General features: G+C 71.2%; 29 protein-coding genes. 14 read left to right on the top strand and 15 right to left on the bottom strand.

Features of this window, described 5'->3' with window-relative positions:
- Window positions 1-53 precede the first annotated feature (53 nt).
- Window positions 54-431 (bottom strand): DUF4307 domain-containing protein, encoded by a 378-nt coding sequence (locus C3E78_RS13310; RefSeq protein ID WP_159085897.1) that lies wholly within the window; start codon window positions 429-431, stop codon window positions 54-56.
- A gap of 123 nt (window positions 432-554) precedes the next feature.
- Between C3E78_RS13310 and mca the strand changes: the two genes are divergently transcribed.
- Together mca and C3E78_RS13300 are read left to right on the top strand one after the other, a co-directional pair.
- A complete protein-coding gene (gene mca / locus C3E78_RS13305) occupies window positions 555-1,427 on the top strand; it encodes a mycothiol conjugate amidase Mca (protein ID WP_108579156.1) in 873 nt (290 codons plus the stop codon).
- Between the two features lie 4 nt (window positions 1,428-1,431).
- Window positions 1,432-2,370, top strand: a complete 939-nt coding sequence (locus tag C3E78_RS13300) for a cation diffusion facilitator family transporter (RefSeq protein ID WP_235833621.1) — start codon at window positions 1,432-1,434, stop codon at window positions 2,368-2,370.
- 3 nt (window positions 2,371-2,373) lie between these two features.
- Here C3E78_RS13300 and C3E78_RS13295 read toward each other — a convergent pair whose 3' ends face one another.
- A complete protein-coding gene (locus C3E78_RS13295; protein ID WP_108579152.1) occupies window positions 2,374-2,811 on the bottom strand; it encodes a DUF3224 domain-containing protein in 438 nt (145 codons plus the stop codon).
- Window positions 2,812-2,870: 59 nt separating this feature from the next.
- On the opposite strand from C3E78_RS13295, the gene C3E78_RS13290 reads away from it, so the two are divergent.
- From C3E78_RS13290 to C3E78_RS13280, 3 genes are all read left to right on the top strand, one after another.
- Entirely contained in the window at window positions 2,871-3,689 is an 819-nt protein-coding gene (locus tag C3E78_RS13290; protein ID WP_108579150.1) for a helix-turn-helix domain-containing protein, read from the top strand.
- Between the two features lie 9 nt (window positions 3,690-3,698).
- On the top strand, window positions 3,699-3,932 hold the full coding sequence (locus C3E78_RS13285) for a hypothetical protein (RefSeq protein ID WP_108579148.1): 234 nt from the start codon (window positions 3,699-3,701) through the stop codon (window positions 3,930-3,932).
- Window positions 3,933-3,993: 61 nt separating this feature from the next.
- The gene (locus C3E78_RS13280) at window positions 3,994-5,979 is read left to right on the top strand and encodes a thioredoxin domain-containing protein (protein ID WP_108579146.1); all 1,986 of its coding nucleotides are present in this window, start codon (window positions 3,994-3,996) and stop codon (window positions 5,977-5,979) included.
- Window positions 5,980-5,989: 10 nt separating this feature from the next.
- Here C3E78_RS13280 and trhA read toward each other — a convergent pair whose 3' ends face one another.
- Window positions 5,990-6,691, bottom strand: a complete 702-nt coding sequence (gene trhA, locus C3E78_RS13275) for a PAQR family membrane homeostasis protein TrhA (RefSeq protein WP_108579144.1) — start codon at window positions 6,689-6,691, stop codon at window positions 5,990-5,992.
- Window positions 6,692-6,767: 76 nt separating this feature from the next.
- On the opposite strand from trhA, the gene C3E78_RS13270 reads away from it, so the two are divergent.
- The 7 genes from C3E78_RS13270 to C3E78_RS13240 all read left to right on the top strand — a co-directional run bounded on the left by C3E78_RS13270 (window position 6,768) and on the right by C3E78_RS13240 (window position 14,820).
- Window positions 6,768-7,529: an isoprenyl transferase gene (locus C3E78_RS13270; protein WP_108579142.1), complete on the top strand. Its 762-nt coding sequence runs from the start codon at window positions 6,768-6,770 to the stop codon at window positions 7,527-7,529.
- A 329-nt stretch (window positions 7,530-7,858) separates the two neighbouring features.
- On the top strand, window positions 7,859-9,184 hold the full coding sequence (locus tag C3E78_RS13265) for an RNA 5'-3' helicase PhoH2 (RefSeq protein WP_108579140.1): 1,326 nt from the start codon (window positions 7,859-7,861) through the stop codon (window positions 9,182-9,184).
- Between the two features lie 111 nt (window positions 9,185-9,295).
- A complete protein-coding gene (locus C3E78_RS13260) occupies window positions 9,296-10,546 on the top strand; it encodes an extracellular solute-binding protein (RefSeq protein ID WP_159085896.1) in 1,251 nt (416 codons plus the stop codon).
- The gene (locus C3E78_RS13255) at window positions 10,543-11,364 is read left to right on the top strand and encodes a carbohydrate ABC transporter permease (protein ID WP_108579136.1); all 822 of its coding nucleotides are present in this window, start codon (window positions 10,543-10,545) and stop codon (window positions 11,362-11,364) included. Before C3E78_RS13260 ends, C3E78_RS13255 begins: the two co-directional genes overlap by 4 nt.
- A complete protein-coding gene (locus C3E78_RS13250; protein WP_108579134.1) occupies window positions 11,361-12,341 on the top strand; it encodes an ABC transporter permease subunit in 981 nt (326 codons plus the stop codon). Before C3E78_RS13255 ends, C3E78_RS13250 begins: the two co-directional genes overlap by 4 nt.
- A complete protein-coding gene (locus C3E78_RS13245; protein ID WP_108579132.1) occupies window positions 12,338-13,504 on the top strand; it encodes an ABC transporter ATP-binding protein in 1,167 nt (388 codons plus the stop codon). Before C3E78_RS13250 ends, C3E78_RS13245 begins: the two co-directional genes overlap by 4 nt.
- The gene (locus C3E78_RS13240) at window positions 13,501-14,820 is read left to right on the top strand and encodes a DUF2079 domain-containing protein (RefSeq protein ID WP_108579130.1); all 1,320 of its coding nucleotides are present in this window, start codon (window positions 13,501-13,503) and stop codon (window positions 14,818-14,820) included. Before C3E78_RS13245 ends, C3E78_RS13240 begins: the two co-directional genes overlap by 4 nt.
- A gap of 126 nt (window positions 14,821-14,946) precedes the next feature.
- On the opposite strand, the gene C3E78_RS13235 is transcribed toward C3E78_RS13240, so the two are convergent.
- Together C3E78_RS13235 and C3E78_RS13230 are read right to left on the bottom strand one after the other, a co-directional pair.
- Window positions 14,947-16,332, bottom strand: coding sequence for a class II fumarate hydratase (locus C3E78_RS13235; protein ID WP_108579128.1), 1,386 nt, complete (start codon window positions 16,330-16,332; stop codon window positions 14,947-14,949).
- Window positions 16,329-16,970, bottom strand: coding sequence for a spermine/spermidine synthase domain-containing protein (locus tag C3E78_RS13230; RefSeq protein ID WP_108579126.1), 642 nt, complete (start codon window positions 16,968-16,970; stop codon window positions 16,329-16,331). Before C3E78_RS13230 ends, C3E78_RS13235 begins: the two co-directional genes overlap by 4 nt.
- Before the next feature lie 34 nt (window positions 16,971-17,004).
- Here C3E78_RS13230 and C3E78_RS13225 point away from each other — a divergent pair, with 34 nt between their 5' ends.
- On the top strand, window positions 17,005-17,418 hold the full coding sequence (locus tag C3E78_RS13225) for a DUF6314 family protein (RefSeq protein WP_135804812.1): 414 nt from the start codon (window positions 17,005-17,007) through the stop codon (window positions 17,416-17,418).
- Between the two features lie 8 nt (window positions 17,419-17,426).
- Here the strand turns inward: C3E78_RS13225 and C3E78_RS13220 are convergent, their stop codons facing one another.
- Genes C3E78_RS13220 through glpX form a run of 7 tightly spaced genes read right to left on the bottom strand, consistent with a single transcriptional unit; the run spans window position 17,427 to window position 23,052 of the window.
- Complete coding sequence (locus C3E78_RS13220; protein WP_108579121.1) at window positions 17,427-18,473, bottom strand: sulfate/molybdate ABC transporter ATP-binding protein; 1,047 nt, start codon at window positions 18,471-18,473, stop codon at window positions 17,427-17,429.
- Window positions 18,470-19,264, bottom strand: coding sequence for an ABC transporter permease (locus tag C3E78_RS13215; protein ID WP_108579119.1), 795 nt, complete (start codon window positions 19,262-19,264; stop codon window positions 18,470-18,472). Before C3E78_RS13215 ends, C3E78_RS13220 begins: the two co-directional genes overlap by 4 nt.
- Before the next feature lie 2 nt (window positions 19,265-19,266).
- A complete protein-coding gene (gene modA, locus C3E78_RS13210) occupies window positions 19,267-20,022 on the bottom strand; it encodes a molybdate ABC transporter substrate-binding protein (RefSeq protein ID WP_108579117.1) in 756 nt (251 codons plus the stop codon).
- On the bottom strand, window positions 20,019-20,423 hold the full coding sequence (locus tag C3E78_RS13205) for a TOBE domain-containing protein (RefSeq protein WP_108579115.1): 405 nt from the start codon (window positions 20,421-20,423) through the stop codon (window positions 20,019-20,021). The genes modA and C3E78_RS13205 overlap by 4 nt, the downstream gene beginning before the upstream one ends.
- A 33-nt stretch (window positions 20,424-20,456) precedes the next feature.
- Window positions 20,457-21,101, bottom strand: coding sequence for an FMN-binding negative transcriptional regulator (locus C3E78_RS13200; RefSeq protein WP_108579113.1), 645 nt, complete (start codon window positions 21,099-21,101; stop codon window positions 20,457-20,459).
- A complete protein-coding gene (locus C3E78_RS13195) occupies window positions 21,098-22,027 on the bottom strand; it encodes an alpha/beta fold hydrolase (RefSeq protein WP_108579111.1) in 930 nt (309 codons plus the stop codon). The genes C3E78_RS13200 and C3E78_RS13195 overlap by 4 nt, the downstream gene beginning before the upstream one ends.
- Window positions 22,028-22,044: 17 nt before the next feature.
- Window positions 22,045-23,052, bottom strand: a complete 1,008-nt coding sequence (glpX, locus tag C3E78_RS13190; protein WP_108579110.1) for a class II fructose-bisphosphatase — start codon at window positions 23,050-23,052, stop codon at window positions 22,045-22,047.
- Window positions 23,053-23,161: 109 nt separating this feature from the next.
- Here glpX and C3E78_RS13185 point away from each other — a divergent pair, with 109 nt between their 5' ends.
- The gene (locus C3E78_RS13185) at window positions 23,162-23,689 is read left to right on the top strand and encodes a DUF4245 domain-containing protein (RefSeq protein ID WP_159085895.1); all 528 of its coding nucleotides are present in this window, start codon (window positions 23,162-23,164) and stop codon (window positions 23,687-23,689) included.
- On the opposite strand, the gene C3E78_RS13180 is transcribed toward C3E78_RS13185, so the two are convergent.
- From C3E78_RS13180 to C3E78_RS13170, 3 genes are read right to left on the bottom strand one after another with little or no spacing between them, the layout of a single operon-like run.
- Window positions 23,662-23,889 carry an exodeoxyribonuclease VII small subunit gene (locus C3E78_RS13180; RefSeq protein WP_108579106.1) on the bottom strand — a complete coding sequence of 76 codons (228 nt, stop codon included), beginning with the start codon at window positions 23,887-23,889 and terminating at the stop codon, window positions 23,662-23,664. The two genes, C3E78_RS13185 and C3E78_RS13180, sit on opposite strands and share 28 nt — an antisense overlap.
- A complete protein-coding gene (gene xseA, locus C3E78_RS13175) occupies window positions 23,882-25,141 on the bottom strand; it encodes an exodeoxyribonuclease VII large subunit (RefSeq protein ID WP_108579105.1) in 1,260 nt (419 codons plus the stop codon). Before xseA ends, C3E78_RS13180 begins: the two co-directional genes overlap by 8 nt.
- A gap of 26 nt (window positions 25,142-25,167) precedes the next feature.
- The gene (locus C3E78_RS13170; protein ID WP_108579103.1) at window positions 25,168-25,686 is read right to left on the bottom strand and encodes a C40 family peptidase; all 519 of its coding nucleotides are present in this window, start codon (window positions 25,684-25,686) and stop codon (window positions 25,168-25,170) included.
- Window positions 25,687-25,895 lie beyond the last annotated feature (209 nt).

Here is a 25,895-nt window from a genome sequence, read left to right as displayed (position 1 = left end):
TTTACGTGCTGCACCCCGGGCCATCGCCCGGGGTGAACTGACGAGGCTATCACTCAATCAACGACGACACACGTTCTCAGCACACCGTTGACGGCCGCCCGCTCGGTCTCGATGTCGGCGGTGACCCGGACCTTCTCCTTGTCCGTGGCCGGCAGGTTGATCGTCTTCTCGCCGACGATCGAGTGGTCCTCGGCCTGCGCGTAGACGGTGCACCGGGCGGCGACGGGATCGGGACGGATCACGTCCAGCGTGATCGAGACGGTGTGGTCGTCGACGACGTCGTAGCCCCAGAGCCGGCCGGTCACGGGGTCCTTCTGGAAGCCGACCCAGGCCGCGAACGCCACGCCCAGCGTGATGCCGACGGCTGCGACGGCGGGCCAGAACCAGCGGGGGCGCTTGCTGGTCCCGTAGCGAGAGCTGAGGTCGGTCACGTGGTCCATTGTCTCAGGTGCACCCAGCGCCCGGCAGGACGGGCCGGATGGCGGGGAACATCCACCGCGCGCAGGGCGTTGCCGCAGGTGCAAGGATTTGTGAACGCCCTCTGAAGGAGAACCGTGGCCGAGAAGCTCCGCCTCATGCACGTGCACGCCCACCCTGACGACGAGTCGAGCAAGGGGGCCGCGTCGACCGCGAAGTACGTCGCGGAGGGCGTCGACGTCCACGTGGTGACCTGCACGGGGGGCGAGCGCGGGTCGATCCTCAACCCGCAGTTCAAGCACCCCGGCATCGAGGACGACCCCGAGCTCATCACGCTGATCCGTCGCGAGGAGATGGACCGGGCCCGCGCGATCCTCGGCGTCACCCAGGACTGGCTCGGCTTCGTCGACTCCGGCTGGCCCGAGGGCGACCCCAAGCCGCCGCTGCCCGAGGGCTGCTTCGGTCTCAAGTCGGTCGAGGAGGCCGCCGAGCCCCTCGTCCGGCTGATCAGGTCGTTCAAGCCGCACGTCCTGACGACGTACGACGAGAACGGCGGATACCCGCACCCGGACCACATCATGTGCCACAAGATCAGCGTCGAGGCGTACGAGGCCGCGGCCGATCCGACGCGCTACCCCGACGCGGGTGAGCCGTGGCAGGTCTCCAAGCTCTACTACCACCTCGGCTGGAGCTGGGAGCGCATGGAGGCGATCGCCAAGGCGATGGAGTCGCACGGCCTGGAGAACCCGTACGCGGAGCGGTTCAAGGACTGGGAGCGCAAGCCCGAGGACGAGGAGCGGCTGACCACGCGGGTCGAGTGCGCGGAGTACTTCCCGGTCCGCGACGCGGCTCTGCTCGCCCACGCGACGCAGATCGATCCCGACGGCTGGTTCTTCGCCGTCCCCCGCGAGATCCAGGCCGAGGCGTGGCCGAGCGAGGACTACCAGCTGGTCGACTCCAAGGTCGAGACGAGCATCCCCGAGACGGATCTGTTCGCCGGACTGCGCTGATGACGTGAACATCACCGTCGTGCTGGCCTTCACCGCCAACGCCCTCGTGGCGCTGGCGAAGACGGCCGCGGCGGTGATGACCGGTTCCGCGTCGATGGTCGCGGAGTCGGCGCACTCCTGGGCGGACACCGGCAACGAGGTCTTCCTTGTCATCGCCGACCGCCGCTCCCGCCGCCGGGCGGACCACACCCACCCGCACGGGTACGGCCGCGAGGCGTACGTGTGGTCGTTGTTCGCGGCGGTGGGCCTGTTCGTCGCGGGTGCCGCGGTGTCGATCATCCACGGCGTCCAGGAGCTCGGCGCCGAGGAGGGCAACGACAGCTTCACGATCGCGTACGTCGTCCTGGGCATCTCGTTCGTGCTGGAGGGGACGTCGTTCCTGCAGGCGTACCGGCAGGTGCACCGCGGTGCGGCTGCCACCGACCAGTCCGTGCTGCAGACCGCGCTCTCGACGTCCGACCCGACGTTGCGTGCGGTGTTCGCGGAGGACGCGGCCGCGTTGATCGGCATCGTCATCGCCGCCACCGGCATCATGCTGCACCACGCGACGGGCTCGCCGGTCTACGACGCGATGGGATCGATCCTGGTCGGCGTGCTCCTCGCGGTGATCGCGTTCGTGCTGATCGACCGCAACCGCCGGTTCCTGGTGGGGGAGGCGGTCACGCCCGAGATCGACGCACTGGTCCGCAACCGCATCGTGTCGATGCCCGAGGTCGCGAGCGTGGGCTACCTGCACGTCGAGTTCGTCGGCCCGCACCGGCTCTACCTCGTCGCGAGCGTCGACCTGGTGGGTGACGAGACCGAGTCCATCGTCGCGGACCGGCTGCGTGCGCTGGAGCGCCGGATCGAGTCCGAGGAGGCCGTCGTGGAGGCGGTGCTGACGGTGTCGCGCCCCGGCCGGCCCCCGGACGCCGACCTGGACGGGATCGAGCCGCCCGACTGACGGCTACAGCTCGTACGCGAGCGTGATCGCGTAGCCGTCGTCGCTGTGACCGGCGATCTCGACGGTGGCCTCGCCGGTCAGGCCCTCGAGCCCTCCGGTGCCCATGCCGGGGACGACCTGCAGAGTCGCCCGGACGGCCTCGGCGTCGTGCTCGCCGGCGTGCTGCAGGACGACCGAGCCGTCGTGGCCGTCGATCGAGCCGGTGAAGTGCTCGAAGCCGACGACCGGAGCCGAGCCGGGACGGTACGAGATGAGGTACGCGAGGGTGCTGGTGCCCTCGATCGAGCCGGAGTACGCGTAGGTGACGTCGGCGCGGCTGAACCCGCGCTTCGGGTACGTCACTCCGTTGATCTCCTGGCCGTCGTGGTCGATGTCGACGACGACCTCCTCCTTCCATCCGGCGACGGTGAACCTGGCGGTGGTGGTGTGCGAGCGGGTCATGCCCTCGACGCTAGGAACGAGGGGTGTGCGCGGTCTTGCACAAACGCGACACTGGTGCCATGACCGATCCGAACGGACGGGGTGAGGCCGCGATCCTGCACCCGGCCACGGCTGCGCAGCACTTCAGCGTGTCCCGGGTCGCGCCGTCGGACCGCTGGAGACGGTTCGTCGAGTACCTCTGGATCGTCCGGTGGGACGTCGCAGAGCCGTACGACCAGCAGGTCATCCCGCAGCCGTGCGTGCACGTGACCGCCGAGCCCTGGCGCGGGGTGCCGCGGCTGCTCGTCAACGGGATCACGCGTGAGCCCTTCGTCCGCACGCTCGAAGGGTCGGGGCAGGTCATCGGCGCGACGTTCCGGCCCGCGAGCTTCCGGGCCGTCCTCGGGGCCGACCTCGGCCGGGTCGCCGGACGGGTGGTGCCGCTCGGCGACCTCGTCGGCCCGGACGACTCCGCGGCCGCGGCAGCGTTGCTGAGGCCCGGCGCGACGGACGAGGAGATGGCGGCCACCCTCCAGGCGCACCTGGATGCGTGCGGGGCAGTGCCCGACCCCGTGGCGGACGAGCTCAACGCGTTGGTCCGGGCGGCGGAGGTGGATCCCTCCATCACGCGCGCCGACCAGCTCGCGGACCACGCCGGCGTGAGCCTGCGGACGTTGCAGCGTCACTTCACGGCGTACCTCGGCATCGGGCCCAAGTGGGTGGTGCAGCGCTTCCGCCTGCTCGACGCGGCCGCGGCTGCGCACGCGGGGCCCACGGACTGGGCCGCGCTGGCGATCGAGCTGGGCTTCGCCGACCAGTCCCACCTGACCCGGGCCTTCACCGCGGTGGTGGGGACTCCGCCCCGGACGTACGAGAGACGGGCTCACCCGGGCGCGTAGGATGGAGGCATGCGTTCCTACGTCTTCCTGGCCGACCTCGCGGCGAAAGCCGACGGCAAGCGCCTCGACCCGAACGACGTCAAGCCGGGCTGGGTCGCACTGGGGATCGTGGTCCTGCTGATCATCGCGACCTACTTCCTCGCGCGCTCCTTCATGCGGCACAGCAAGAAGGCGCTGCAGCCGTGGGACCAGGACGGCAGCGACCCGGGCGTCAAGCGCACCACCCCGCACGACCGCACCTGACCGCGGGTCCGCTCGGGCTTCGTGCTCATGCGACATCCGGCTGCGCGCCTAGGCTGGCGGTATGCCCAATCGTCTTGCCGAGGCCACCAGCCCCTACCTCCAGCAGCACCGGGACAACCCGGTCGACTGGTGGGAGTGGAGCCCTGAGGCGCTCGAGACGGCCCGGACGCTCGACCGCCCGATCCTGCTGAGCGTCGGCTACGCGGCCTGCCACTGGTGCCACGTCATGGCGCACGAGTCGTTCGAGGACGCGGCGACCGCGGCGTACATGAACGACCACTTCGTCAACATCAAGGTCGACCGCGAGGAACGTCCCGACATCGACGCGGTCTACATGCAGGCGACGCAGGCCATGACGGGTCACGGCGGCTGGCCGATGACGTGTGTTCTGACCCCGGAGGGCGAGCCGTTCTTCGCCGGCACGTACTTCCCGCCCGAGCCGCGCCAGGGGGCGCCGGCGTTCAGCCAGGTGCTGCAGGCGCTCGCGGACGCGTGGGAGAACCGCCGCGACGAGGTGCTCACCGTCAGCCAGGACGTCCTGAACCACCTCAAGGACACGGCCGGACCGACCGGCGGCCCGCTCGGCACGGACCAGCTCGACGAGGCGGTCGCGACCTTGGCCGGGTCGTACGACCAGGACGCGGGAGGCTTCGGCGCGAGCCCGAAGTTCCCGCCCTCGATGGTGCTGGAGTTCCTCCTCCGCAACGCCGCCCGCACCGGGTCGCAGCAGGCGATGGACATGGTCGCGGGCACGTGCGAGGCGATGGCCCGCGGCGGCATGTACGACCAGCTGACCGGCGGCTTCGCCCGCTACAGCGTGGACCGCTACTGGCGGGTGCCGCACTTCGAGAAGATGCTGTACGACAACGCGTTGCTGCTGCGGGTCTACCTGCACTGGTGGCGCGCGAGCGGGTCGCCGCTGGCCGAGCGGGTCGTCCGCGAGACCGGGCGGTTCCTGCTCGACGAACTCCGCACGCCGGAGGGCGGATTCGCGTCCGCGCTCGACGCGGACAGCGACGGCCACGAGGGCACGTTCTACGTCTTCAACCCCAACCAGCTGATGCGCACCCTCGGTGCGGCGGACGGCGCCTGGGCGGCGCAGCTGCTGTCGGTGACCGGCCCAGGGACGTTCGAGCGCGGCTTCTCCACGCTGCAGCTGCTCCAGGACCCGGACGACGACGCGCGCTGGCAGGACGTCCGTGCCCGGCTCGTGGCCGCTCGCGCGGAGCGGACGCGCCCGGCCCGGGACGACAAGGTCGTCGCGTCGTGGAACGGCATGGCCATCTCGGCCCTGGCCGAGGCCGGGGTCCTCCTGGACGAGCCCGACTTCACCGCCGCGGCCGTGACGGCAGCCGAGCTGATCCATGACGTCCACCTCGCCGACGGCTTCCGGCGCACGTCCCGCGACGGCGTGGCGGGCACCAACGCGGCGGTGCTCGAGGACCACGGCGCGGTCGCCGAGGCGTTCCTCGCGGTGCTCGGCGTCAACGGCGACGCGGTCTGGCTCGACCGGGCGCGGCTGGTGCTGGACCGGGTCGTCGAGCACTTCGCCGACCCCGCGGGCGGGTTCTTCGACACCGCCGACGATGCCGAGACGCTCGTCGTCCGGCCCCAGGACGCCTCGGACAACGCGTACCCGTCAGGCACGTCGGCGGCCATGCACGCCCTGATCGCGCTCGCCGCGATCACCGGCGATCACCGCTACCGCGAGGCCGCGGAGTCCGGCATCGCGGCGGCCTCGTCGATCGCGACCCAGCTTCCCCGGTTCGCGGGCTGGACGCTCGCCGCCGCCGAGGCGCTCGTCGCCGGTCCGCTGGAGGTCGCGGTCGTCGGCGCACCCGAGCAGCGCACGGAGCTGCACCGGGGCGCGCTGAGCCTCACCTCGCCCGGTGCGGTCGTCGTGGCGGGGGAGCCGGGGCTGGCGATCCCGCTGTTCGACCAGCGTGACCTCGTCGACGGCGACGCCGCGGCGTACGTGTGCCGCGGGTTCGTGTGCCAGCGTCCCGTCACCACGGTCACGGACCTGCAGGCGGCCGCGCGTTCCTGAGGTGCGGGGGTCAGTGCTGCTGGTAGGCCAGCAGGCTGACGCCGATGTAGTGCACGATGAACGCCGCGATCGTGAACGCGTGGAAGACCTCGTGGAAGCCGAAGTAGCGCGGTGACGGGTTGGGCCACTTGAAGCCGTAGACGATCGCGCCGAGCGTGTAGAGGACGCCGCCGCCGACGAGCATCACCATGACGGCCGTGGACGAGTTCTCGACGAACTCCGGGAAGTAGAGGACCGCGGCCCAGCCCAGCACCAGGTAGAGCGGGACGTACAGCCAGCGCGGCGCGTCGATCCAGAACAGCTTGAAGACGACGCCGAGCAGGGCGCCGCCCCACACCAGCGACAGCATGATGATCCAGTGGTCCCTGCTGAGCAGCAGCAGCGAGAACGGGGTGTACGAGCCGGCGATGAGCAAGAAGATGTTGGCGTGGTCGAAGCGTTTCCAGAAACCACGGACCCGGTCGGACCAGGTGCCGCGGTGGTAGACGGCGCTGACGCCGAACAGCAGCATCGAGCTGACCATGAAGACTGCGACGCCGATCCGTACCCAGATGTCGTCGGCGATCACGAGCATCACGATGAACGCGAAGAACGCGAGCGGGAGCGTCACCGCGTGGAGCCAGCCGCGGAGCTTCGGCTTCATCTCGTCGACGGTGTCGCGGAACCGATCGGTCGCCTCCTGGACGGCGCTCTCCTGCTCCTTGTCGATCATGTGGTCAGGGTATTCCACAGCCGGAAGGCGCCTGCCACGCGTCCGCGGCGGCTGTGGTGGGCGTTACGCTCAGTTCATGGGAGTCAGCGATCTCGCGTACGGCGTGTACGAACGGCGCCTCGCCAAACAGCTCGATCCGGCCAAGCTCCCGCACCACGTCGGCGCGATCGTCGACGGCAACAGGCGCTGGGCGAAGTCGTCCGGCAGCCGGTTCGAGGACGGGTACCAGGCCGGTGCCAACAAGATCGCGGAGTTCGCCGAGTGGTGTGACGAGCTGGGTGTCGAGATCGTCACCCTGTGGGTGCTGTCGACCGACAACCTGCAGCGCTCGCCGGAGGAGCTGGCCGGCATCCTGGCGGCCGTCGAGGGGCTCATGGAGCGGCTCGCCGGTGAGCAGCGCTGGCCCATCTCGGTGATCGGCAACCTCGACCTGCTGCCGTCGGAGTCGGCCGCTCGCATGAAGCACCTCGCCGACTCGACTGTCGGGGTGAAGGGCATGCGGGTCAACATCTGCGTCGGCTACGGCGGGCGCCAGGAGCTCACCGACGCGATGCGGTCGCTGTTGCTGGACCAGGCGGCCAAGGGGCGGACCCTCGAGGAGGTGGCGGGGACGCTGGAGGTCGACGACATCGCCGAGCACCTCTACACGAAGGGGCAGCCCGATCCGGACCTGGTGATCCGTACCTCGGGGGAGCAGCGCCTCTCGGGGTTCCTGCTGTGGCAGAGCGTCCACTCGGAGTTCTACTTCGCCGACGCGCTCTGGCCGGCGTTCCGCCACGTCGACTTCCTGCGCGCCATGCGCTCGTACGCCCTGCGCCAGCGCCGCTTCGGCGCCTGACCCGCCCACGAGTCACGCACGGACGCCGACGAGTCACGCACGGACGCCGGCGAGTCGCGTACGGACGCCGGCGAGTCACGTACGGACGCCGGCGAGTCGCGTACGGATCCGTACGTGACTCCTCACGTGCCGTACGTGACTCGTCGGCGGTTGTACGTGACTCGTGGGTGTTAACGGGGACGTCATCTGCGGTTCCGCGTGTCGTCCCGCGAAATCGCCCCGGACCGACCTAGCGTTCGAGATGTGTTGACGCTCGCGCCTGAGCCTGGATCCCCCGCCCACGAGTAGGGCCGGCGCAGGCGCGCGCGGGTCCGCCAGAGGAGACAGCTGTGGCTGCATCGCGCACGACCCAGAGCCCGAGCACGGCCCGCCGCACGTACGTCCTGGACACGAGCGTCCTGCTCGCGGACCCGAACGCCGTCCACCGGTTCCACGAGCACGAGGTGGTCATCCCCGTCGTCGTGATCACCGAGCTGGAGGGCAAGCGCCACGACCCCGAGCTCGGCTACTTCGCGCGCAGCGCGCTGCGCTTCCTCGACGACCTGCGGGTGCAGCACGGCACGCTCGACGTCCCTCTGCCGATCGGGGAGGAGGGCGGCACGATCCGGGTCGAGCTCAACCACACCGACTCGTCCTCGCTGCCGTCCGGCTTCCGGCTCGGCGACAACGACACCCGCATCCTGTCGGTCGCGCGCAACCTGGCCAACGAGGGGCTCGACGTCACGATCGTCTCCAAGGACCTGCCCATGCGGGTCAAGGCCTCGGCCGTCGGCCTGGTCGCGGAGGAGTACCGCGCCGAGCTCGCCCTCGAGTCCGGCTGGACCGGCATGCGGGAGATCGAGATCGACAGCCTCGACCTCGACGCGTTGTACGACGCGGGGACGGTCGACCTGCCCGAGGCGCGCGAGCTGCCGTGCCACACCGGACTGGTCCTGCTGTCCGACAAGGGCAGCGGCCTCGGCCGCGTCACCGCCGACAAGCAGGTGCAGCTGGTCCGCGGCGACCGGGATGCGTTCGGCATCCACGGACGCTCGGCCGAGCAGCGGGTCGCGCTGGACCTGCTGCTCGATCCGGACGTCGGCATCGTCTCCCTCGGTGGACGCGCCGGCACCGGCAAGTCCGCCCTCGCCCTGTGCGCCGGCCTCGAGGCGACGATGGAGCGTGGCCTGCACAAGAAGGTCGTCATCTTCCGCCCCCTGTACGCCGTGGGCGGCCAGGAGCTCGGCTACCTGCCGGGCAGTGAGTCCGAGAAGATGGGTCCGTGGGGCCAGGCGGTCTTCGACACGCTCGGTGCCATCACGTCGCCGGCCGTGATCGACGAGATCCTCGACCGCGGCATGCTCGAGGTGCTCCCGCTGACGCACATCCGGGGCCGCTCGTTGCACGACTCCTACGTCATCGTCGACGAGGCGCAGTCCCTCGAGCGCAACGTCCTGCTGACGGTGCTGTCCCGCATCGGCGCGAACTCCAAGGTCGTCCTGACCCACGACGTCGCCCAGCGCGACAACCTGCGGGTGGGACGCCACGACGGGGTCGTCGCGGTGGTGGAGAAGCTCAAGGGCCACCCGCTGTTCGCCCATGTCACGCTGACCCGGTCCGAGCGCTCGCCGGTCGCGGCACTCGTCACCGAGATGCTGGAGGACGTCACGCTCTGACGACGCACGGCAACGCGTGACGCGGGCACGTTCCTGCGACGCGAGAGGCTCTTCCCGGGCAACACGGCGTACCGCTCGGGGAGAGCCTCTCTCTGTGGCACAGTTGCCATCGTGTTCGGGCCAGGGAGACGTTTCGCGCTGGGCGCGGCCGCCGTCCTGACGGCCTGTCTGCTCGCGTCCTGCGGGGCGTCCGACAGCGCCTCGGACGACGCGCCGACCCTGTTGTCCTGGTACGTCGGCCCCGACCTGGTGGACGCCCCGGCCCTGGCCGCGACCTGCAACGCGGAGGCGGCCGGCGCGTACCGGATCGAGGTCGAGCAGCTGCCGGCCGACGTCAGCGCCCGGCACGACCTGCTCGTCCGACGGCTGCGCGCGAACGACGACACGATGGACCTGTTGAGCCTGGACTCGGCGTTCACCGCGGAGCTGGCCGCGGCGGGGTTCCTGGCGCCGGTCCCGGACGATCTCGTCGGTCCGTTGAGCGAGGGCATCGCCCGCCCGGCGTTGGACGCCGCGACGTACGAGGACCGGCTCGTGGTCGCCCCGTGGTTCCTCGACCCGCAGGTGCTGTGGTTCCGCGGCAACGTGGCCGAGCGGGCCGGGCTCGACACCAGCAAGCCGATCAGCTGGGACGACCTGATCGCCGGCGCCCAGCGCCTCGGGGTGACGATCCAGGTGCAGGACCGCGACGGCAGCGGCCTCGCGGAGTGGGTCACCGCGCTGGTGACCGGCGCCGGCGGCACCCTCGTCTCCGGCAACAGGGACGACGCCGAGGTCGGACTGTCCGGGGACGCCGGCCGCGCGGCCGCGTCGATCGTCGAGTTCTACCACGAGTCCGAGGTCGGCCCGGGACCGTCCAAGGACGCCCTCTCGGCGTTCGCGGCGCCCGGCGGCGGGTTCCTCGTCGCGTCCGCCTCGGCGGTCGCGGACCCGGCGCTGGCGTCGGTCTCGGCCGACATGGTCGCCGCCGCGTACCCGACCGTCACCGACCGGAGCGTCGCGCCGCTGGCCGGCATCGGCCTCGCGGTCCCGAAGCACGCGCCGCAACCGGCCCGGTCGTACGACGCGATCCAGTGCCTGACGTCCCCCGAGCGGCTCACCGCGCTGATGACCGAGGCCCAGCACAGCGCGAGCCGGCTCTCGACGTACGACGACAAGTCCGTCGCTGCGGCGTACCCGCAGCGCACCGTCACCCGGACCGCGGTCAAGACCGGCGCGACCGTCCCGGCCACGCCGTACTGGTTCCAGGTGCTCGGGGCGGTCGACCGGACGTGGACGCCGACGCAGGACGTCACGCAGGACGCGACGCCCGACGCCGCGCAGGCGGCCGTCGAGGCCGCGATCGAGGGGACCCTGCGATGAGGGGCTGGCGCTGGCTCGCGCCCGCGGTCGTGGTGCTGCTGGCCGTGACCGCGTGGCCGATCGGCCGTGCGGTCTGGACGTCGCTGCACACCCAGCCCCTGACGAACCCGGAGGACCGGGCGTTCGTCGGCCTCGACACGTACGTGCAGGTGCTGACCTCCCGTTCCTGGTGGATCGCCGTCGCGGCGACCCTGGCGATCGTGGCGGTCGCGGTGCTGCTCCAGCTCGTGCTGGGCCTGGCCTTCGCGGCGGCGCTGCGCCGCCTCACCGCCTGGTGGCCGGTCACCCGGGTCCTGGTGCTGCTGCCGTTCGCGATGCTCGCGGTCGTCTCGGCGGTGGTGTGGCGCGACGCGGTGACCACCGGGTTCGCGGCCGACTGGTTCCGGATCGACGACGTCGGCCCGGTCGGCCAGCTCGTCGCGGTCTCGCTCGCCGAGGTCTGGCGCGGCACCGGCATCACGGCCGTCATCCTGCTCGCCGGCCTGCTCCGCGTCTCGTCGTCCCTGATGGCGTCGGCCGTCGCCGACGGCGCCACGGCGTGGCAGCGGTTCCGCCGGGTCGTGCTGCCGGCCATGGCCCCGGCGATCGCGGTCGCGGCGACGTACCGCGCACTCGACGCCCTTCGGATGCTCGAGGGTCCCCTGGTCGTCGACGACCCGGCCTCCGACGTGCGCACGGTGCCGGTCGTGGTCTGGGACTCCACCTTCTCCCGCTTCGAGCTCGGTCTCGGTGCTGCGACCTCGGTGCTCCTCCTGCTGCTGGCCGCTCTTCTCGCCGCCGTGCTCGTGCCGCTGCTCCGCGTGAGGAGGGTCGTGTGACCGCCTCGCTGAAGTCGCGTCTCCTGGCCTCCGCGGTCGCGTTCGCGCTGGGCTTCGGGCTCGGCAACTACGGCGTCATCATGGTCGCCAGGCCCGACCTGTGGCTGTGGATCGCGGTCTCGGTCGTGCTGATGGCCAGCGGCGCCCTCGGCGTGCTGTTCGCCGACACCAGCCGCGACGTGTCGTTCTGGGCGGTGCTGGGCCTCGAGGTCCTGGTCGTCGTCACGCTGGTGCCGCTGCTGTGGACGTTCACGGTGGCCACCTCGCCCGAGGGGGTCGCCCCGGGGTCGCTGTGGCCTCAGGACGTCTCGTGGGGTGCGTTCGACGGCGCGGTCCGCTCCGACCTGCTGCAGGACGCGGCGCTGACCTCGTTCCTCGTCTCGGCGCTCGCGACGCTCATCGCGATGCCCCTGGCCGTCTCCGCGGCGTACGCCTTCGTGCGCCTGCCGGTGCCCGGCAAGCGCCTGGCGTACGGCCTGGTCGTCGCGGCCCTGCTCGTGCCGGTCGTGGCGCTGGCGGGGGCGTACGCCGATCAGCTCGACGCGTTCGGCGTGTACGGCTCCCGGCTGGCGCTGGTGGTCCCGACGCTCGTGATCACCCTGCCCCTGGCGACCTGGCTCAGCGTCACCGTCATGCGCGACGTCCCGTGGACCCTGCTGGACGCGGTCCGCGCCGACGGCGCGACCACACGTCAGGTGCTGCGGCACTTCGCGGCGCCCGCGCTCCTGCCGGGACTCGCCGTGGTCGCGCTCCTGGTGTTCGTGGCCGGGTGCAACGACGCCGTCCTCGGGGCCGCGCTGTCGCCCGACGAGCGGGCCCTGCCGCTGCCCGCCACCCTCCTGGTCGCGAGCGGCCAGCTTGAGGACTCCAGCTCCGCGATCGCCGCGGCCGGGCTGCTGTGGATGCTCCCGGCGGTCGCCCTGCTCCTGCTCTTCCCACGCCGGATCAACCATCTCCTCGGAAGGTCCTACCGATGACGTCGATCGAAGTCCGCCACCTGACGACGGCCAGCCGCACCGGCAGCCGTCCGCTGCTGGACGACATCGTCCTGGACGTGCCGGAGGGGACGACGCTGGCCGTCACCGGCCCTCGCGGGGGCGGCAAGTCGCTGCTGCTGCGCACCCTCGCGGGACTCGAGGACCACACGGGCGGCGACATCCTCCTGGGCGACACCGTGGTCAACGCTGTCGGCCCGCGCGGCCGCGACCTGGCGATGGTGTTCCAGGACTACGCGCTCCACCCGCACCTGGACGTGTTCGACAACCTCGCGTTCTCCTCGACGCTGCGCCGCGGCTTCGACAAGGACGAGCTCTCCGACCGGATCCACGAGGTCGCGGAGCTCCTGGCGCTCGGCGACCTGCTCGACCTCAAGCCCGCGGACCTCGACGACGCCCAGCGCCAGCGGGTGGCCCTCGGCCGCTCGCTCGTGCGGGACGCCCAGGCGTACCTGTTCGACTCGCCCTTCTCCGCCCAGTCCGAGCGGGTCCGCACCCACGTCCGCTCGGTCACGACGCAGTGGCAGCAGGAGCGCGGGCGCACCTCGATCTTCACGACCAGCAGCGTCGAGGAGGCCCTGAGCAACGCCGACCGCGTGGCGGTCATGCACCAGGGCTTCATCCACCAGGTCGGCACGCCGCGCGACCTGTACGAGCGCCCGGCCGACATGTTCGTCGCGGGCTACCTCGGCGCACCGCCGATGAACCTGGTGCCGGCGTTCCCGATGGGCAAGGAGCTCGTGATGCCGCTGGCCACGATGCTGCTGGACGAGCCGCTGCTCGAGCGCATCGGCGAGCGGGGCGTCGTCGTCGCCGGCATCCGCCCCGAGCACTGCTACGACGCGACCGGTGTCGGCGGTCAGGCGGTGACCGACCCGGTCGAGTTCACGACCCGCATCGACGACGTCGAGTGGCGCGGCAGCTCGCAGTTCGCCTACCTCGGCTACGAGATCGCCCCCGAGGTCGAGGAGCTGCTCGACGAGGTCGAGGACCTGCTGGAGTTCGACCTGTTCCAGAGCTTCCTGGTGGCCGAGCTCGCCGCCGACAGCACCCTGGAGCCGGGCATGTCGATCCGTGTGGTGATCCCACGCCAGCGGGTGCACGTGTTCGACCCCGAGACGGGCGAGAACCTCACGCTGCCATGACCGCCAGCCGCTTCCAGCACGCGCTCGCCGGGGCGCTGACCCTGGCCTGCGCGATCGCGTACGGAGCGGTGACGCTGATCCGGTTCGACCGGTTCACGATCAGCTCGTTCGACAACGCGATCTTCGAGCAGGTCGTCAAGAGCTACGCGGCGCTCGGCGCACCGGTCTCGGACGTGAAGGGCCCGGGCTACAACATCTTCGGCGACCACTTCTCGCCGGTCACGGCGCTGATCGCCCCGTTCTACCGGATCTTCCCGTCCGCCCAGACCGTGCTGCTGGCGCAGGTCGTCCTGATCGCGATCTCGATCTACCTGATCGCGGTGCTGGCGATGCGCCGGCTGGGGACGCTCGTGGGCCTCGCGATCGGCGTCTCGTACGGCTTGTCGTTCGGTCTTCAGTCGGCGGTGGAGGCGGACTTCCACGAGGTTGCCTTCGCCGCACCGCTGCTGGCGCTGGCCGGCACCGCGTACGTCGACCGCCGCTTCGACCGGGTCGTGTGGTGGTCCCTGCCGCTCCTGCTGGTCAAGGAGGACCTCGGCCTGACCGTCGCCGTCATCGGCGCGGTGCTCTGGCTGGCCGGCGAGCGCCGCAAGGGCCTCGTGCTGGCGGCCGTGGGCGTGCTGGCCTCCGCGCTCGTCGTCCTGGTCGTGATCCCGGCGGTCAACGCGTCGGGGGAGTACACCCACTCGACCTTGGGCGACCGCGGTCTGCTCACGACGCTGCTGGACCAGCTCGACCGCAAGGCCGCGACGGTGCTGCTGACGCTGGCGATCACGGGCCTCGCGGCGCTGGGCTCGCCCTGGGTGCTGCTGGCCGTGCCGACGCTGGTGGGCCGGTTCGTGAACGACGTGCCGTTCTACTGGGGCACCGAGTACCACTACTCGCTCGTGCTGATGCCTATCGTCTTCGTCGCGATGATCGATGCCATGGTCCGGCAGCCGTGGCTGCAGTGGGCCACGGTCGGGGGCGTCGTGGTCAGCGGCTTCCTGATGGTCGGCTCGCCCGTCGCAGCGCTGGCGGACCCCGCGACGTATGACGAGCCGCCACGTGCCGACAGCGCCCGGACGGTGCTGTCGTTGGTGCCGAAGGGGGCCAGCGTGGAGGCGGACATCGGGCTGCTGAACCACCTGGTCACCGACCACACCGTGTACTGGCTCGGGACGGTCGGCGACGCGAAGCCCGAGTACGTCCTGTTCGACCTGGCTGCCGGCGTCGGCTCGCCCGAGGACGTGGTCGCGTACGCCGAGCGGGCCCACGGCGGCAGGTACGAGCTCGTCTACGACCAGAACGGCTACAAGCTGGCCCGACGCCGCTGAGGGGAGCCCCCCGTCCGCTGAGGGGAGGTTTCCGCCCGCTGAGGGGAGAACTTAGGTCTCCCGTCAGGGAACCCAACTCTCCCGTGGGCGGACCTAACTCTCCCGTCAGCGGACGGGAGGGTGGCGTCAGGGGTGGGTCATGCTCATGACGTCCAGGGCCTGGTCGAGGTCGGCCTCGGAGATGTCGCCGCGCTCGACGTAGCCGGACTCGATGACGACCTGACGGATCGTCTTCTGCTCCTTGACCGCCTGCTTGGCGATCTTGGCGGCGTTCTCGTAGCCGATGTGCCGGTTGAGCGGGGTGACGACCGACGGGGACGACTCGGCGAGCTCGAGGCAGCGCTCCACGTTGGCCGTGATGCCGTCGATGCAGCGATCGGCGAGGACGCGCGAGGCGTTGCCGAGCAGGCGCATCGACTCCAGGATGTTGCGGCCGATGACCGGCAGCATGACGTTGAGCTCGAACGAGCCGGACGCTCCCGCGGTCGCGATCGTGGCGTCGTTGCCGATGACCTGGGCGGCCACCATGAGCGTCGCCTCGGGCAGGACCGGGTTGACCTTGCCGGGCATGATGCTCGAGCCGGGCTGCAGGTCGGGCAGGGCGATCTCGCCGAGGCCCGTGCGGGGGCCCGAGCCCATCCAGCGCAGGTCGTTGCAGATCTTCGTCAGGCTGACCGCGATCGTGCGCAGCTGGCCGGACATCTCGACCAGGCCGTCGCGCGCGCTCTGCGCCTCGAAGTGGTCGACGGCCTCGGTGATCGGCAGGCCGGTGTTGGCGGCGAGGATCTCGATGACGCGCTGCGGGAAGCCGATCGGCGTGTTGATGCCGGTGCCGACCGCCGTGCCGCCGAGGGGGACCTCGGCCGTACGCGGGAGGGAGGCCTCGACGCGCTGGATGCCGCGGCGGATCTGCGCGGCGTAGCCGCCGAACTCCTGGCCCAGCGTGACGGGCGTGGCGTCCATCAGGTGGGTGCGGCCGGACTTCACGACGCTCGCGAACTCCTGCGCCTTCGCCTCGAGCGACGTCGCGAGGTGGTCGAGCGCGGGGATCAGCTCGTTGGTCGCGGACGCGGTCGCGGCGACGTGGATCGACGTCGGGAAGACGTCGTTGCTCGACTGCGAGGCGTTGACGTGGTCGTTGGGGTGGACGTCCTTGCCCAGCGCCTTCGTGGCGAGGGTCGCGATGACCTCGTTGGTGTTCATGTTGCTCGACGTGCCCGACCCGGTCTGGAAGACGTCGATCGGGAAGTGTGCGTCGTGCGCGCCGGTCGAGACCTCGTCGGCGGCCGCGATGATCGCGTCGGCGACGTCCTGGTCGAGGATGCCGAGCTCGGCGTTGGCCTTCGCGCAGGCGGCCTTGATCTGCGCCAGGGCGCGGATCTGGGCGGACTCGATGGGGGTGCCGGAGATCGGGAAGTTCTCGACGGCTCGCTGGGTCTGGGCGCGCCAGAGGGCGTCGGCGGGGACGCGGACCTCGCCCATGGTGTCGTGCTCGATGCGGTATTCGGTCATGCCCGCACGATAGCGCTGCCGGTGGGCCGGGAGCCCGTGAGGATCCAGTAGCGCTCGTCGCGGTCCTGCAGCCGGACGGGGATGCTCCGCGTCGCCACGTCCTCGAACGCCGCGGCCAGCGCGTCCAGCAGGGCGGGGGAGTCGTCCATCGACCACACGCACAGGTGCCCGTCCGGGCGCAGTCGCTCCGCGCAGGTGCGCACGAACGTCGACTCGTAGACCCCGGAGTTCGCCTCGTGGACGAGGAAGTCCGGGCCGTTGTCGACGTCGAGCACGATCGCGTCGAGCGAGGCGGGCGGCTGGTCGGCGACCACCGTGCGCACGTCGTCCAGGACGAGCTCGGTGCGGGCGTCGGCGAGCAGGTCGGCTCCCGGCAGCGTCCCGTCACGCATCCAGCCCGCGATCTCGGGCTGCAGCTCGGCGACCACGACCCGCCCGACGGTGTCCGCGGCCAGGAGCTCGCGCAGCGTGTAGCCGAGCCCGAGGCCGCCGACGAGGATCTCCGCCGCACCGAGGTCGACGACCTGACGGGCCAGCTCCCGCTCGGACGAGGTCTCGCGGTCGTCCATCACGAAGACGCCGTTCACACGCAGCTCGGTTGCGCCGTCGTCGCGACGACGCCAGGTCGCACCGGTCATGCCGTCACGATAGCCGCCGTCCTAGGGTGGACTCGTGCCTCCTGCTCCCGCCCCGACCGCGCTGACCGGCGCCTGGACGATGGCCCGCACGATCGACGACCGGCTGAAGTCGGAGCGGTCGACGGTCGAGGGCACCACCGATCTCGCGCTGGAGGCGGACGGTCGCGTGCGCTGGAGCGAGCAGGGGACGCTGCGGACGGGCGAGCTGGTGCTGCCGGTCAGCCGGGTGCTGTTCGTCGAGCTGCGCGACGGCGCGTGGTTCGTGACGTTCGAGGACGGCCGCGACTTCCACCCGTGGGCCCCCGGGGACGAGGTCGTCCACCCGTGCGCCCCCGACACGTACGTCGGCCGCGTCGAGGTGGTCGACCCGGACCGGTGGGACGTCAGGTGGGACGTGACCGGTCCGGCGAAGGACTACACGATGACCACGGTGCTCACCCGCGCCTGACCCCGGGCTCAGGCTGCGTAGATCGAGACCTCGCTCGCCTTGACCGCGAGGAACACCGGCGTCCCGGGCACCAGGTCGAGCTCGGCCACGACCGGGGCGGTCACCTCGGCGCTCAGCTCGTCGGTCTGCACCCGCACCTGGGACCCGTGCGGCTCCAGCTCGCGGACCGTCGTGGCGAGCACGTTGCGGGGGCTGCCGCCGGGACGCTCGAGATGGACGCTGACGGCGCTGGGGCTGAACACCGCGACCGCCGCCGCTCGCTCGGGCACGGGGTCGTCGCCGTGCAGGCCCGCGACCAGCAGCCCGCTCGGCGTGCGGACGCCACCGTCCTCCACGACACCGCGGGCCAGGTTGAGCCCCGCGATGCCCGCGGCGAAGGTGCTGCGCGGACGTGCCAGCACGTCCCTGGCCGGGCCGGACTCCGCGACGCGTCCCCCCTCCATCACCACGACCCGGTCCGCGAGGAGCAGCGCGTCGAGGACGTCGTGGGTGACGACGACCGCGCTGCGTCCCGCCAGCACCCGCTTGAGCACCTGCCGCATCGCGGGCACGACCGTGACGTCGAGGGCGGCCATGGGCTCGTCGAGCAGCAGCAGCCGCGGCTCGGCCGCCAGCGCTCGGGCGATCGCCACCCGTTGGGCCTGGCCGCCGGACAGCCGGGCCGGCCGGCGGTCGGCGAGCTCCTCGGCGTCGACCTCGGCCAGCCAGGTGCGGGCGAGGGTGCGCGACTCGCTCCGCGAGCGACCTGCGCTGCGTGGTCCGAACGCGACGTTGTCCAGGACGTTCAGGTGCGGGAAGAGCAGCGGGTCCTGCGCGAGCAGGGCCGTGCCGCGGGCGTGCGGCGGACGCCAGGTGCCGGCGGCGACGTCGAACAGGCAGGTGCCGTCGAGCGTCGCCGCACCGGCATCGGGACGCAGGATGCCGGCGATCGCGGCCAGCAGCGTTGACTTGCCCGATCCGTTGGGACCCAGGACGGCGACGGTCTCGCCGGGGGCGAGGTCGAACGTCAGTCGTACGTCGCGGGCGGTGACCGTGGCGTCCAGGTGCAGGGTCACGCCGTCGCCCCCCGTCCGCCACGGACGAGCCCGATGACGAGGACCGCGACGACGACCAGCAGCAGCGACAGCGCCACCGCGGCGTCCGGGTCGCTCTCGCGCTGCAGGTAGATCTCCAGCGGCAGGGTCCGGGTGACGCCCTCCAGGCTCCCGGCGAACGTGATGGTCGCCCCGAACTCGCCCAGTGCCCGGGCGAAGGACAGCACCGCCCCGGCGGCCAGCCCGGGGAGCACCAGCGGCAGCGTCACCCGGCGCAGGACGGTGGTGGGCCGGGCGCCGAGGGTCGCCGCGACGACCTCGTACTGCTGGCCGGCGGTGCGCAGCGTCCCCTCGAGGCTCACGACCATGAACGGCAGCGAGACGAAGGTCTGGGCGATGACCACCGCGGTGGTCGAGAAGGCGATCTGCCAGCCGAGGACGTCCAGGCTCTCGCCGAGCAGGCCCTTGCGCCCGAACGTGTAGAGCAGCGCGATGCCGCCCACGACCGGCGGCAGGACCAGTGGAAGCAGCACGACGGACCGCAGCGCGGACTGCCCGCGGAAGGACGTCCGCGCGAGCACGAGGGCCATCGGCACCCCGAGCAGGACGCAGAGCACGGTGCTTGCGGCCGACGTGCGCAGGCTCAGCCAGAGTGCAGCCTGCGAGGAGTCCGAGCCGATCAGGGACAAGAAACGGTCCCACTCCACCCGGGTCGCGAGCGCCACGAGCGGCAGGACGATGAACGCCGCCCCCGCCGCCGCGGGGACGAACACCCACCGGGGGACGCCGGAGTGCTGCTGGGCCGAAGGCATGTCTAGGGCCTCGCGAAGCCGGCGTCGTCGAGGACGGCACGCCCTGTCGGGCCGGTGACGAAGTCGACGAACGTCCTGGCCAGGTCGGTGTCGCGGCTCGCTGCCAGCGCGGCGATCGGGTAGCTGTTCACGACTGTGGCGGACTCGGCGAACGGCACGCCGACGACCGAGTCCCCGGCAGCTCGGACGTCCGTGACGTAGACCAGGCCGGCGTCCGCCTCGCCGGTCGCGACCTTGTTGAGCACGTCGGTCACCGACTGCTCCTCGCTGACGGGGGAGACGTCGACACCGGCTGCCTTCTCGACGTCCCGGGCCGCGGCCCCGCACGGCACGGCGGGTGCGCACAGCACGACCTGCAGGTCGGGATCCGCGAGGTCGTCGATCGAGTCGACCCCGGCCGGGTTGCCCCGCGGGGTCACGATCTCCAGCGTGTTGGCCGCGAAGCCGACCGGGTCGCCGTCGACGAGGCCGTCGTCGGCGGCCGTGGACATGTTCGCGGTGTCGGCCGTCGCGAGCACGTCGGCGGGGCCGCCCTGCTGGAGCTGGGCGACGAGGTCGGACGAGCCGGCGAAGCTGAACGACACCGTGGTGCCCGGGTGGGCGTCCTCGAAGCGGTGGCCCAGCTCGGTGAACGACGTCTTCAGCGAGGCCGCCGCGTAGACCGTCAGCGCCCGGCCGTCGCCGTCGTCGTCCGCGGTGGACGAGCCGCACGCCGTCAGGCTCGTCAGGAGCAGGCCGGCCGCCAGCAGCCACCTCATGTCGACGTCTCCAGCGACTCGATGATGACGTTGGTCGACTTGATGACCGCCACCGCGACCGACCCCGGCTCGAGCCCGAGCTCGTCGACCGCCTCGCTGCTCATGAGCGACACCACCCGGAACGGGCCGCACTGCATCTCGACCTGCGCCATCACCGTGTCGGCCTTGACCGCCGTCACGAGACCGACGAACCGGTTGCGCGCAGAGCTGGCGTGGCCGGCCGGGCCGGTGAGGGAGCGCGCCTGCTCCTGCGCGAAGGCCGCGAGCTCCCGGCCCTCGATCGCCATGCGGCCGGACGCGTCAGGGACGGAGGTGAGGGCGCCGCCGCTGATCCACCGGCGGACGGTGTCGTCACTGACTCCGAGGAACCGCGCAGCGTCCGAGATCCGTATCTGCGTCATACAACCGATCGTAGAGGATCAGGTGCGGAGAGATCAGTCCTCTGGTTCCGCAGGTGCGTGACCGATGTGCTCCGCGCGGGCGCGCTCCATGTCGTCGGCGAGGTACGGCTGGTGGTACGGACCCGGCGCGCGCAGGTGGTCGATGACGCTCTGCACCGAGACCGGGTCCTTGTCCTGGCTCATCTTGACCTTGGTCGTGAACCGGTCGATCGGGATCCGCAGGCCCACCGTGCCCTTCGCGACCTGTGCGCCCGACTCCTGGTCGAGCCACATCGGTTCCTCGACGCGCTGCTCGAAGTGCGCGGTGAGCCGGGTCAGGACGGCGAGGTTCTCCTCGTCGCTGAGCACCTGCGGTGTGCCGTGACAGTGCACCGTGCTGAAGTTCCAGGTCGGGATCCTGCTCGACCCGGGGGCGTACCAGCTGGGCGAGACGTAGCCGTGAGGTCCCTGGAAGACCAGCAGGACCTCGCTCTCGCCGAGACCGTGGATCTGCTCGTCGGGACGGCCCACGTGCGTGAGGATCGTGAGCTGTTCGGCGTCCTCGTCGAGCAGCATCGGGTAGTGCGAGGCCACCAGGTCGCCGTCGTGGTGACTGACGATCATGCCCCACGGGTTCTCCGCGATGAGCCGCCGCACGACCCGCTCGTCGTCGGTGGCGTACTCCGGGTTGTGCCTCATCGCGAGCCGTCGTCCGAACGTGCTGCGCGGGCCGCCGTGCGGGCGATCGTCTCGATGTACGTGGAGTACAGCTGGGCCGGCAGGTCGTGCGCCATCCCCGCGATCTCGATGTGCTCGGCGTCGGGGATGGCGTCGGCCGTGGCCTTGCCGCCTGAGCGGTGCACGAGGGGATCGCTGAGCCCGTGGATCACGGCGACCGGCAGGTCGAGCCGGCCCAGCGCAGCGGTGCGGTCCGGCTGGGCGAGCACGGCCAGCATCTGGCGACGGACCCCGCTGGCCGACCAGCCCCGGTCGTACGTCTCGTACGCGCGATCACGCTCGGCCTGCTCCTCGGAGGGGAAGGCGGGGGAGCCGATGACCTTCGAGCCCCGGAGCGACCGCTCCGTGTACGAGTCGCGGGTGCTGCCCGGGGACGAGAGCAGGACCGGCAGGACCTTGGGGTGCTGGAAGCCGACGGTGCGCTTGCCGGTGGTCGACATGATCGACGTCAACGACAACGCCCGGTCGGGGTGCTCGATCGCGATGGTCTGGGCGATCATGCCGCCCATCGAGACACCCACGATGTTCGCGCGGTCCACGCCGAGGTGGTCGAGCAGCCCGATCGCGTCCTCGGCCATGTCGCTGAGCGTGTACGGCGGCGTGACCCCGGCGCGACCGGGCAGGTGCAGGAACGCCCGGACGATGTCGGCGCGGCTCACCCGGTACTGGGCCAGCTTGGTCGAGCGGCCGGTGTCGCGGTTGTCGTAGCGGATGACGAAGAAGCCACGCTCGGCCAGCTGCTCGCAGAACGGGGTGGCCCACCAGCCCATCGGACCGCCGAGACCCATGATGAGCAGGACGGCGGGATCGTCGGGGCTGCCGAACGTCTCGTAGCAGATGTCGATGCCCGAGGGCAGCGACGCGAACAGCTCTCCGGACCGGGTCATCTCACCACGGTGACATATCAGTGCTCGTAGTCGATGGCCGAGTAGGCCTTGAGCTTGCCCAGCTGGTGCTCGCTCGTGATCTTGCGGATCGTGCCGCTGCGCGAACGCATGACGAGGGACTCGGTGTACGCCTTGCCGGCGCCGTAGCGGACACCGTTCATCAGCTCGCCGTCCGTGATGCCGGTCGCGACGAAGAAGCAGTCGTCGGCGTTCACGAGGTCGTTGGTCGACAGGACACGGTCCAGGTCGTGGCCCGCGTCGATCGCGCGCTGACGCTCGTCGTCGTCGATGGGCCACAGCTTGCCCTGGATGACGCCGCCGATCGCCTTGATCGCGCACGCGGTGATGATGCCCTCGGGGGTGCCGCCGACACCGACCAGCAGGTCGACGCCCGTGTCGGGACGCGCTGCGGTGATGCCGCCGGCGACGTCGCCGTCGATGATGAACTTGATGCGCGCGCCGGCGGCCCGGATCTCGTCCACGAGGCCCTGGTGGCGCGGCCGGTCGAGCACGCAGACCGTGACGTCGCTGTGCGAGATGCCCTTGGCCTTCGCGACCAGCGCGATGTTCTCGGCGACCGGCAGGCGGATGTCCACGACGTCGGCGGCCTCCGGGCCGGCGATGAGCTTCTCCATGTAGAACACGGCCGACGGGTCGTACATCGAGCCGCGCGGGGCGACGGCCATGACCGAGACGGCGTTGGGCAGGCTCTTGGCGGTCAGCGTCGTGCCGTCGATCGGGTCGACCGCGACATCGGTCTCGGCGCCCGTGCCGTCACCGACGTGCTCGCCGTTGTAGAGCATCGGCGCCTCGTCCTTCTCACCCTCGCCGATGACGACGACGCCGTTCATCTGCACGGTGTTGATGAGCGAGCGCATCGCGTTGACCGCGACGCCGTCGGCACCGTTCTTGTCACCGCGTCCGACCCACCGTCCGGCGGCCATGGCTCCGGCCTCGGTCACGCGGACCAGGTCGAGGGCGAGATTTCGGTCAGGCGCCTGGGCGGCGGGCTTGAGGCTGTCCACAGGGTCATCGTAGCGGTCCCCGGACGCAGCCAGCGTGGACGCAGTCTCGTGGACGGTGGCGGGGAGCGGCCCCGTATGGTGGACGCGCCGACCTCGCGAAAGGATGCCGATGAGCTCGCCCGCTTCCTCCCGGGGCAATCCCTCGATGGGTGACGTCCTGCGCTCGGTCGCCGTGATCGGTCTCATCGTGCTGGTCGTCTGGGCCTTCGGCAGGATCTTCTTCACCAACGACGTGGAGAAGACCATCGAGCCGATCGACTACGCGAAGGTCGTCGAGCAGGCCAGGCCGGCCGCCTCGTTCGAGCTGCTCGCCCCCACGTCGTTGCCGAAGGGCTGGGAGGCGCGGTCGGCCCGCTTCGACCCGCAGGCGTGGCACCTCGGTGTGTTCACCGACTCCGGCGACTACATCGGCCTGGAGCAGATCAAGACCAGCGTCGACCGGGCGGTCGACCGCTTCGCCGAGGGCAGCAAGCCGGCCGGGACCGCCGAGGTCGACGGCAGGACCTGGAAGGTCCGCTCCGGTCCCAAGGGTCGCTGGATCTACGTCCGCGGCGACGACGGCGTCACGACGCTCATCAACAGCTCGGCGTCGCGCAAGACCGTCGAGAGCTACATCTCGTCGCTGTCGACGTCCTGACCGGCGGTCTTCGAGGCGGCGGCGAGGCGCGCCTTCGCCCCGTCCAGCCAGGTCTGGCAGATGCCGGCGAGCTCCTCGCCGCGCTCCCACAGCGCGAGTGACTCGTCGAGGCTCGTGCCGCCCGCCTCGAGCCTCTGGACGACGCTGATCAGCTCGTCGCGGGCCTGCTCGTAGGGGATCTCCGGGGTGTTCTCAGTCATCGTCGGTCTCCTCAGTGGGCAGGGGGATGTCTGCGGGGTGGGCGGGCTCGGTGCCGTGGGAGCGGGCACGAATCGTGCCGTCGGCGACCCGGACCGTCAGCTCGGCGTCGACGCCGACCTGGGCGATCGAGGTGAGGACGTTGCCGTCGGGCAGCTGCGCCACGGCGTAGCCGCGCTCGAGGGTCGCCAACGGTGACAGCCCCCTCACCCGGGCCAGGTGGTGGCCGATCTCGTCGCCGGCGCGATCGAGCCGGTGCCCCAGGGAGCGCCGGGCCCGGTCGCGGACGTCGTGCAGCCGGGTCTCCTCGGCCTCGACGAGCGTCGCGGGTCGGGCGAGGACGGGGCGTGAGCGCAGGTCGGCCAGGCCGCGCTGCTCGCGCTCCAGCCGGGCACGCACCGCGCCGAACGCCCGCTCGCGCATCGTGGCGACGGCGGCGAGCTCCTCGCGCACGTCGGGAACGATGCGCTTGGCCGCGTCGGTCGGGGTCGAGGCACGCAGGTCGGCGACCAGGTCGAGGATCGGGGTGTCGGGCTCGTGCCCGATGGCGCTGACGACCGGGACGGCACAGGCATGGACCGCACGGACCAGTCCTTCGTCCGAGAACGGGAGGAGGTCCTCGATCGACCCACCGCCGCGGGCGATCACGATCACGTCGACCGAGGTGTCGGACGACAGCTCGGCCAGCGCCTTCATGACGTCGCGGGCGGAGTCGTTGCCCTGCATGAGCGCGTGGCGGACCACGAACCGCACGTCCGGCCAGCGCAGCCGGGCGTTCTGCAGGACGTCGCGCTCGGCCGCGGAGTTCTTGCCGGTGACCAGCCCGATGCCGCGGGGCAGGACCGGGAGGGGCTTCTTGAGCCGCGGGTCGAACAGCCCCTCCGCCGCGAGCAGTCGCTTGCGCCGCTCCAGCTGCGCCAGGAGCTCGCCCTCGCCCTGCGGGCGGATCTCCCGCAGCTCGAGAGCGAGGCTCCCGCGGGGGGCGTAGAACACCGGCTTGGCGTGCACGACGACCCGCGAGCCCTCGGTGATGGGGGCCTGCGAGGCGTCGAGCACGCTCACGTGGCACTTGGCCTCGATCGAGACCTTGGCCTGCAGGTCCCGCAGCGTCAGGAAGCAGATGCCCTGGCGCCGTGTGAGCGAGGCGATCTCGGCCTCGATCCACACGGCGCCGAGACGGGCGACGTACCCGTCGAGCAGCTGGGAGATCTGCCGCAGCGGGGCGGGCGCGTCCGCAGTCGTCTCCAGGGCCATGCGATCACCCTAGAGGTGGGGTACGACTACGAGTGCGTGCCGGGGATGGCCGTCTTGACGGCCTTGTTGTTGCTGGTCATCTTGACGGTGGTGCTGCCGCCGCCGGGACGGACCACGACGTAGCCCTTGGACCAGATCTTGTGCTTGCCGACCGGGACGCCCGTGCGCTGGGCCTCCCACATCTTGCCGCCACCGGCGTAGATCGCCGAGTGGTACGCGCTTCCGCCGCGGCGGAAGACCAGGATGTCGCCGGCCTTCTTCTTGCCCTTGGCGATGCGCTTGCCCTTGAGCTGGGCGCCGGAGGTACGGCCGATCTTCTTGCCGGCCTTCTTGTAGACGTACTGGACGTAGCCGGAGCAGTCGAACGAGCGCGGTCCGGCGCCGCCCCACTTGTAGGGCTTGCCCTTGAGCTTCGCCGCCTGCTTGAGGACGGTGTCGGCGCGGGTGTGTGTGGAGGTCTTGGCGTTCGCGGTGCTGCTCAGTCCGGTGAGGACGACCACGAGGGCCGTGAACAGGGTCGCGAGGACACGTGTGTACGTGCGCATAGTGGGTTCCTTCGTGCACGCCTGTGAAAGATGACCTGTCGGGTTCAGGCGCGAAGGTTGCCTGTCGAGAACTTCGATTAACCCCAAAGGCTCCGGTGGAGCCGCCGTGCTGGGTCTTCCATGCCCGTCTCGAGTTCTTGACATTTCTGCGGAACGTGACGGGCCTCGGCGCGTGCGCAGCGTGGCCCGGGGGAGCCAACGCAGCGACA

It is taken from the genome of Aeromicrobium chenweiae, assembly GCF_003065605.1.
Lineage (GTDB): Bacteria > Actinomycetota > Actinomycetes > Propionibacteriales > Nocardioidaceae > Aeromicrobium > Aeromicrobium chenweiae.
The sequence above is the reverse complement of the archived record's forward strand: the minus strand, read 5'-3'. Positions and strand labels throughout refer to the sequence as shown.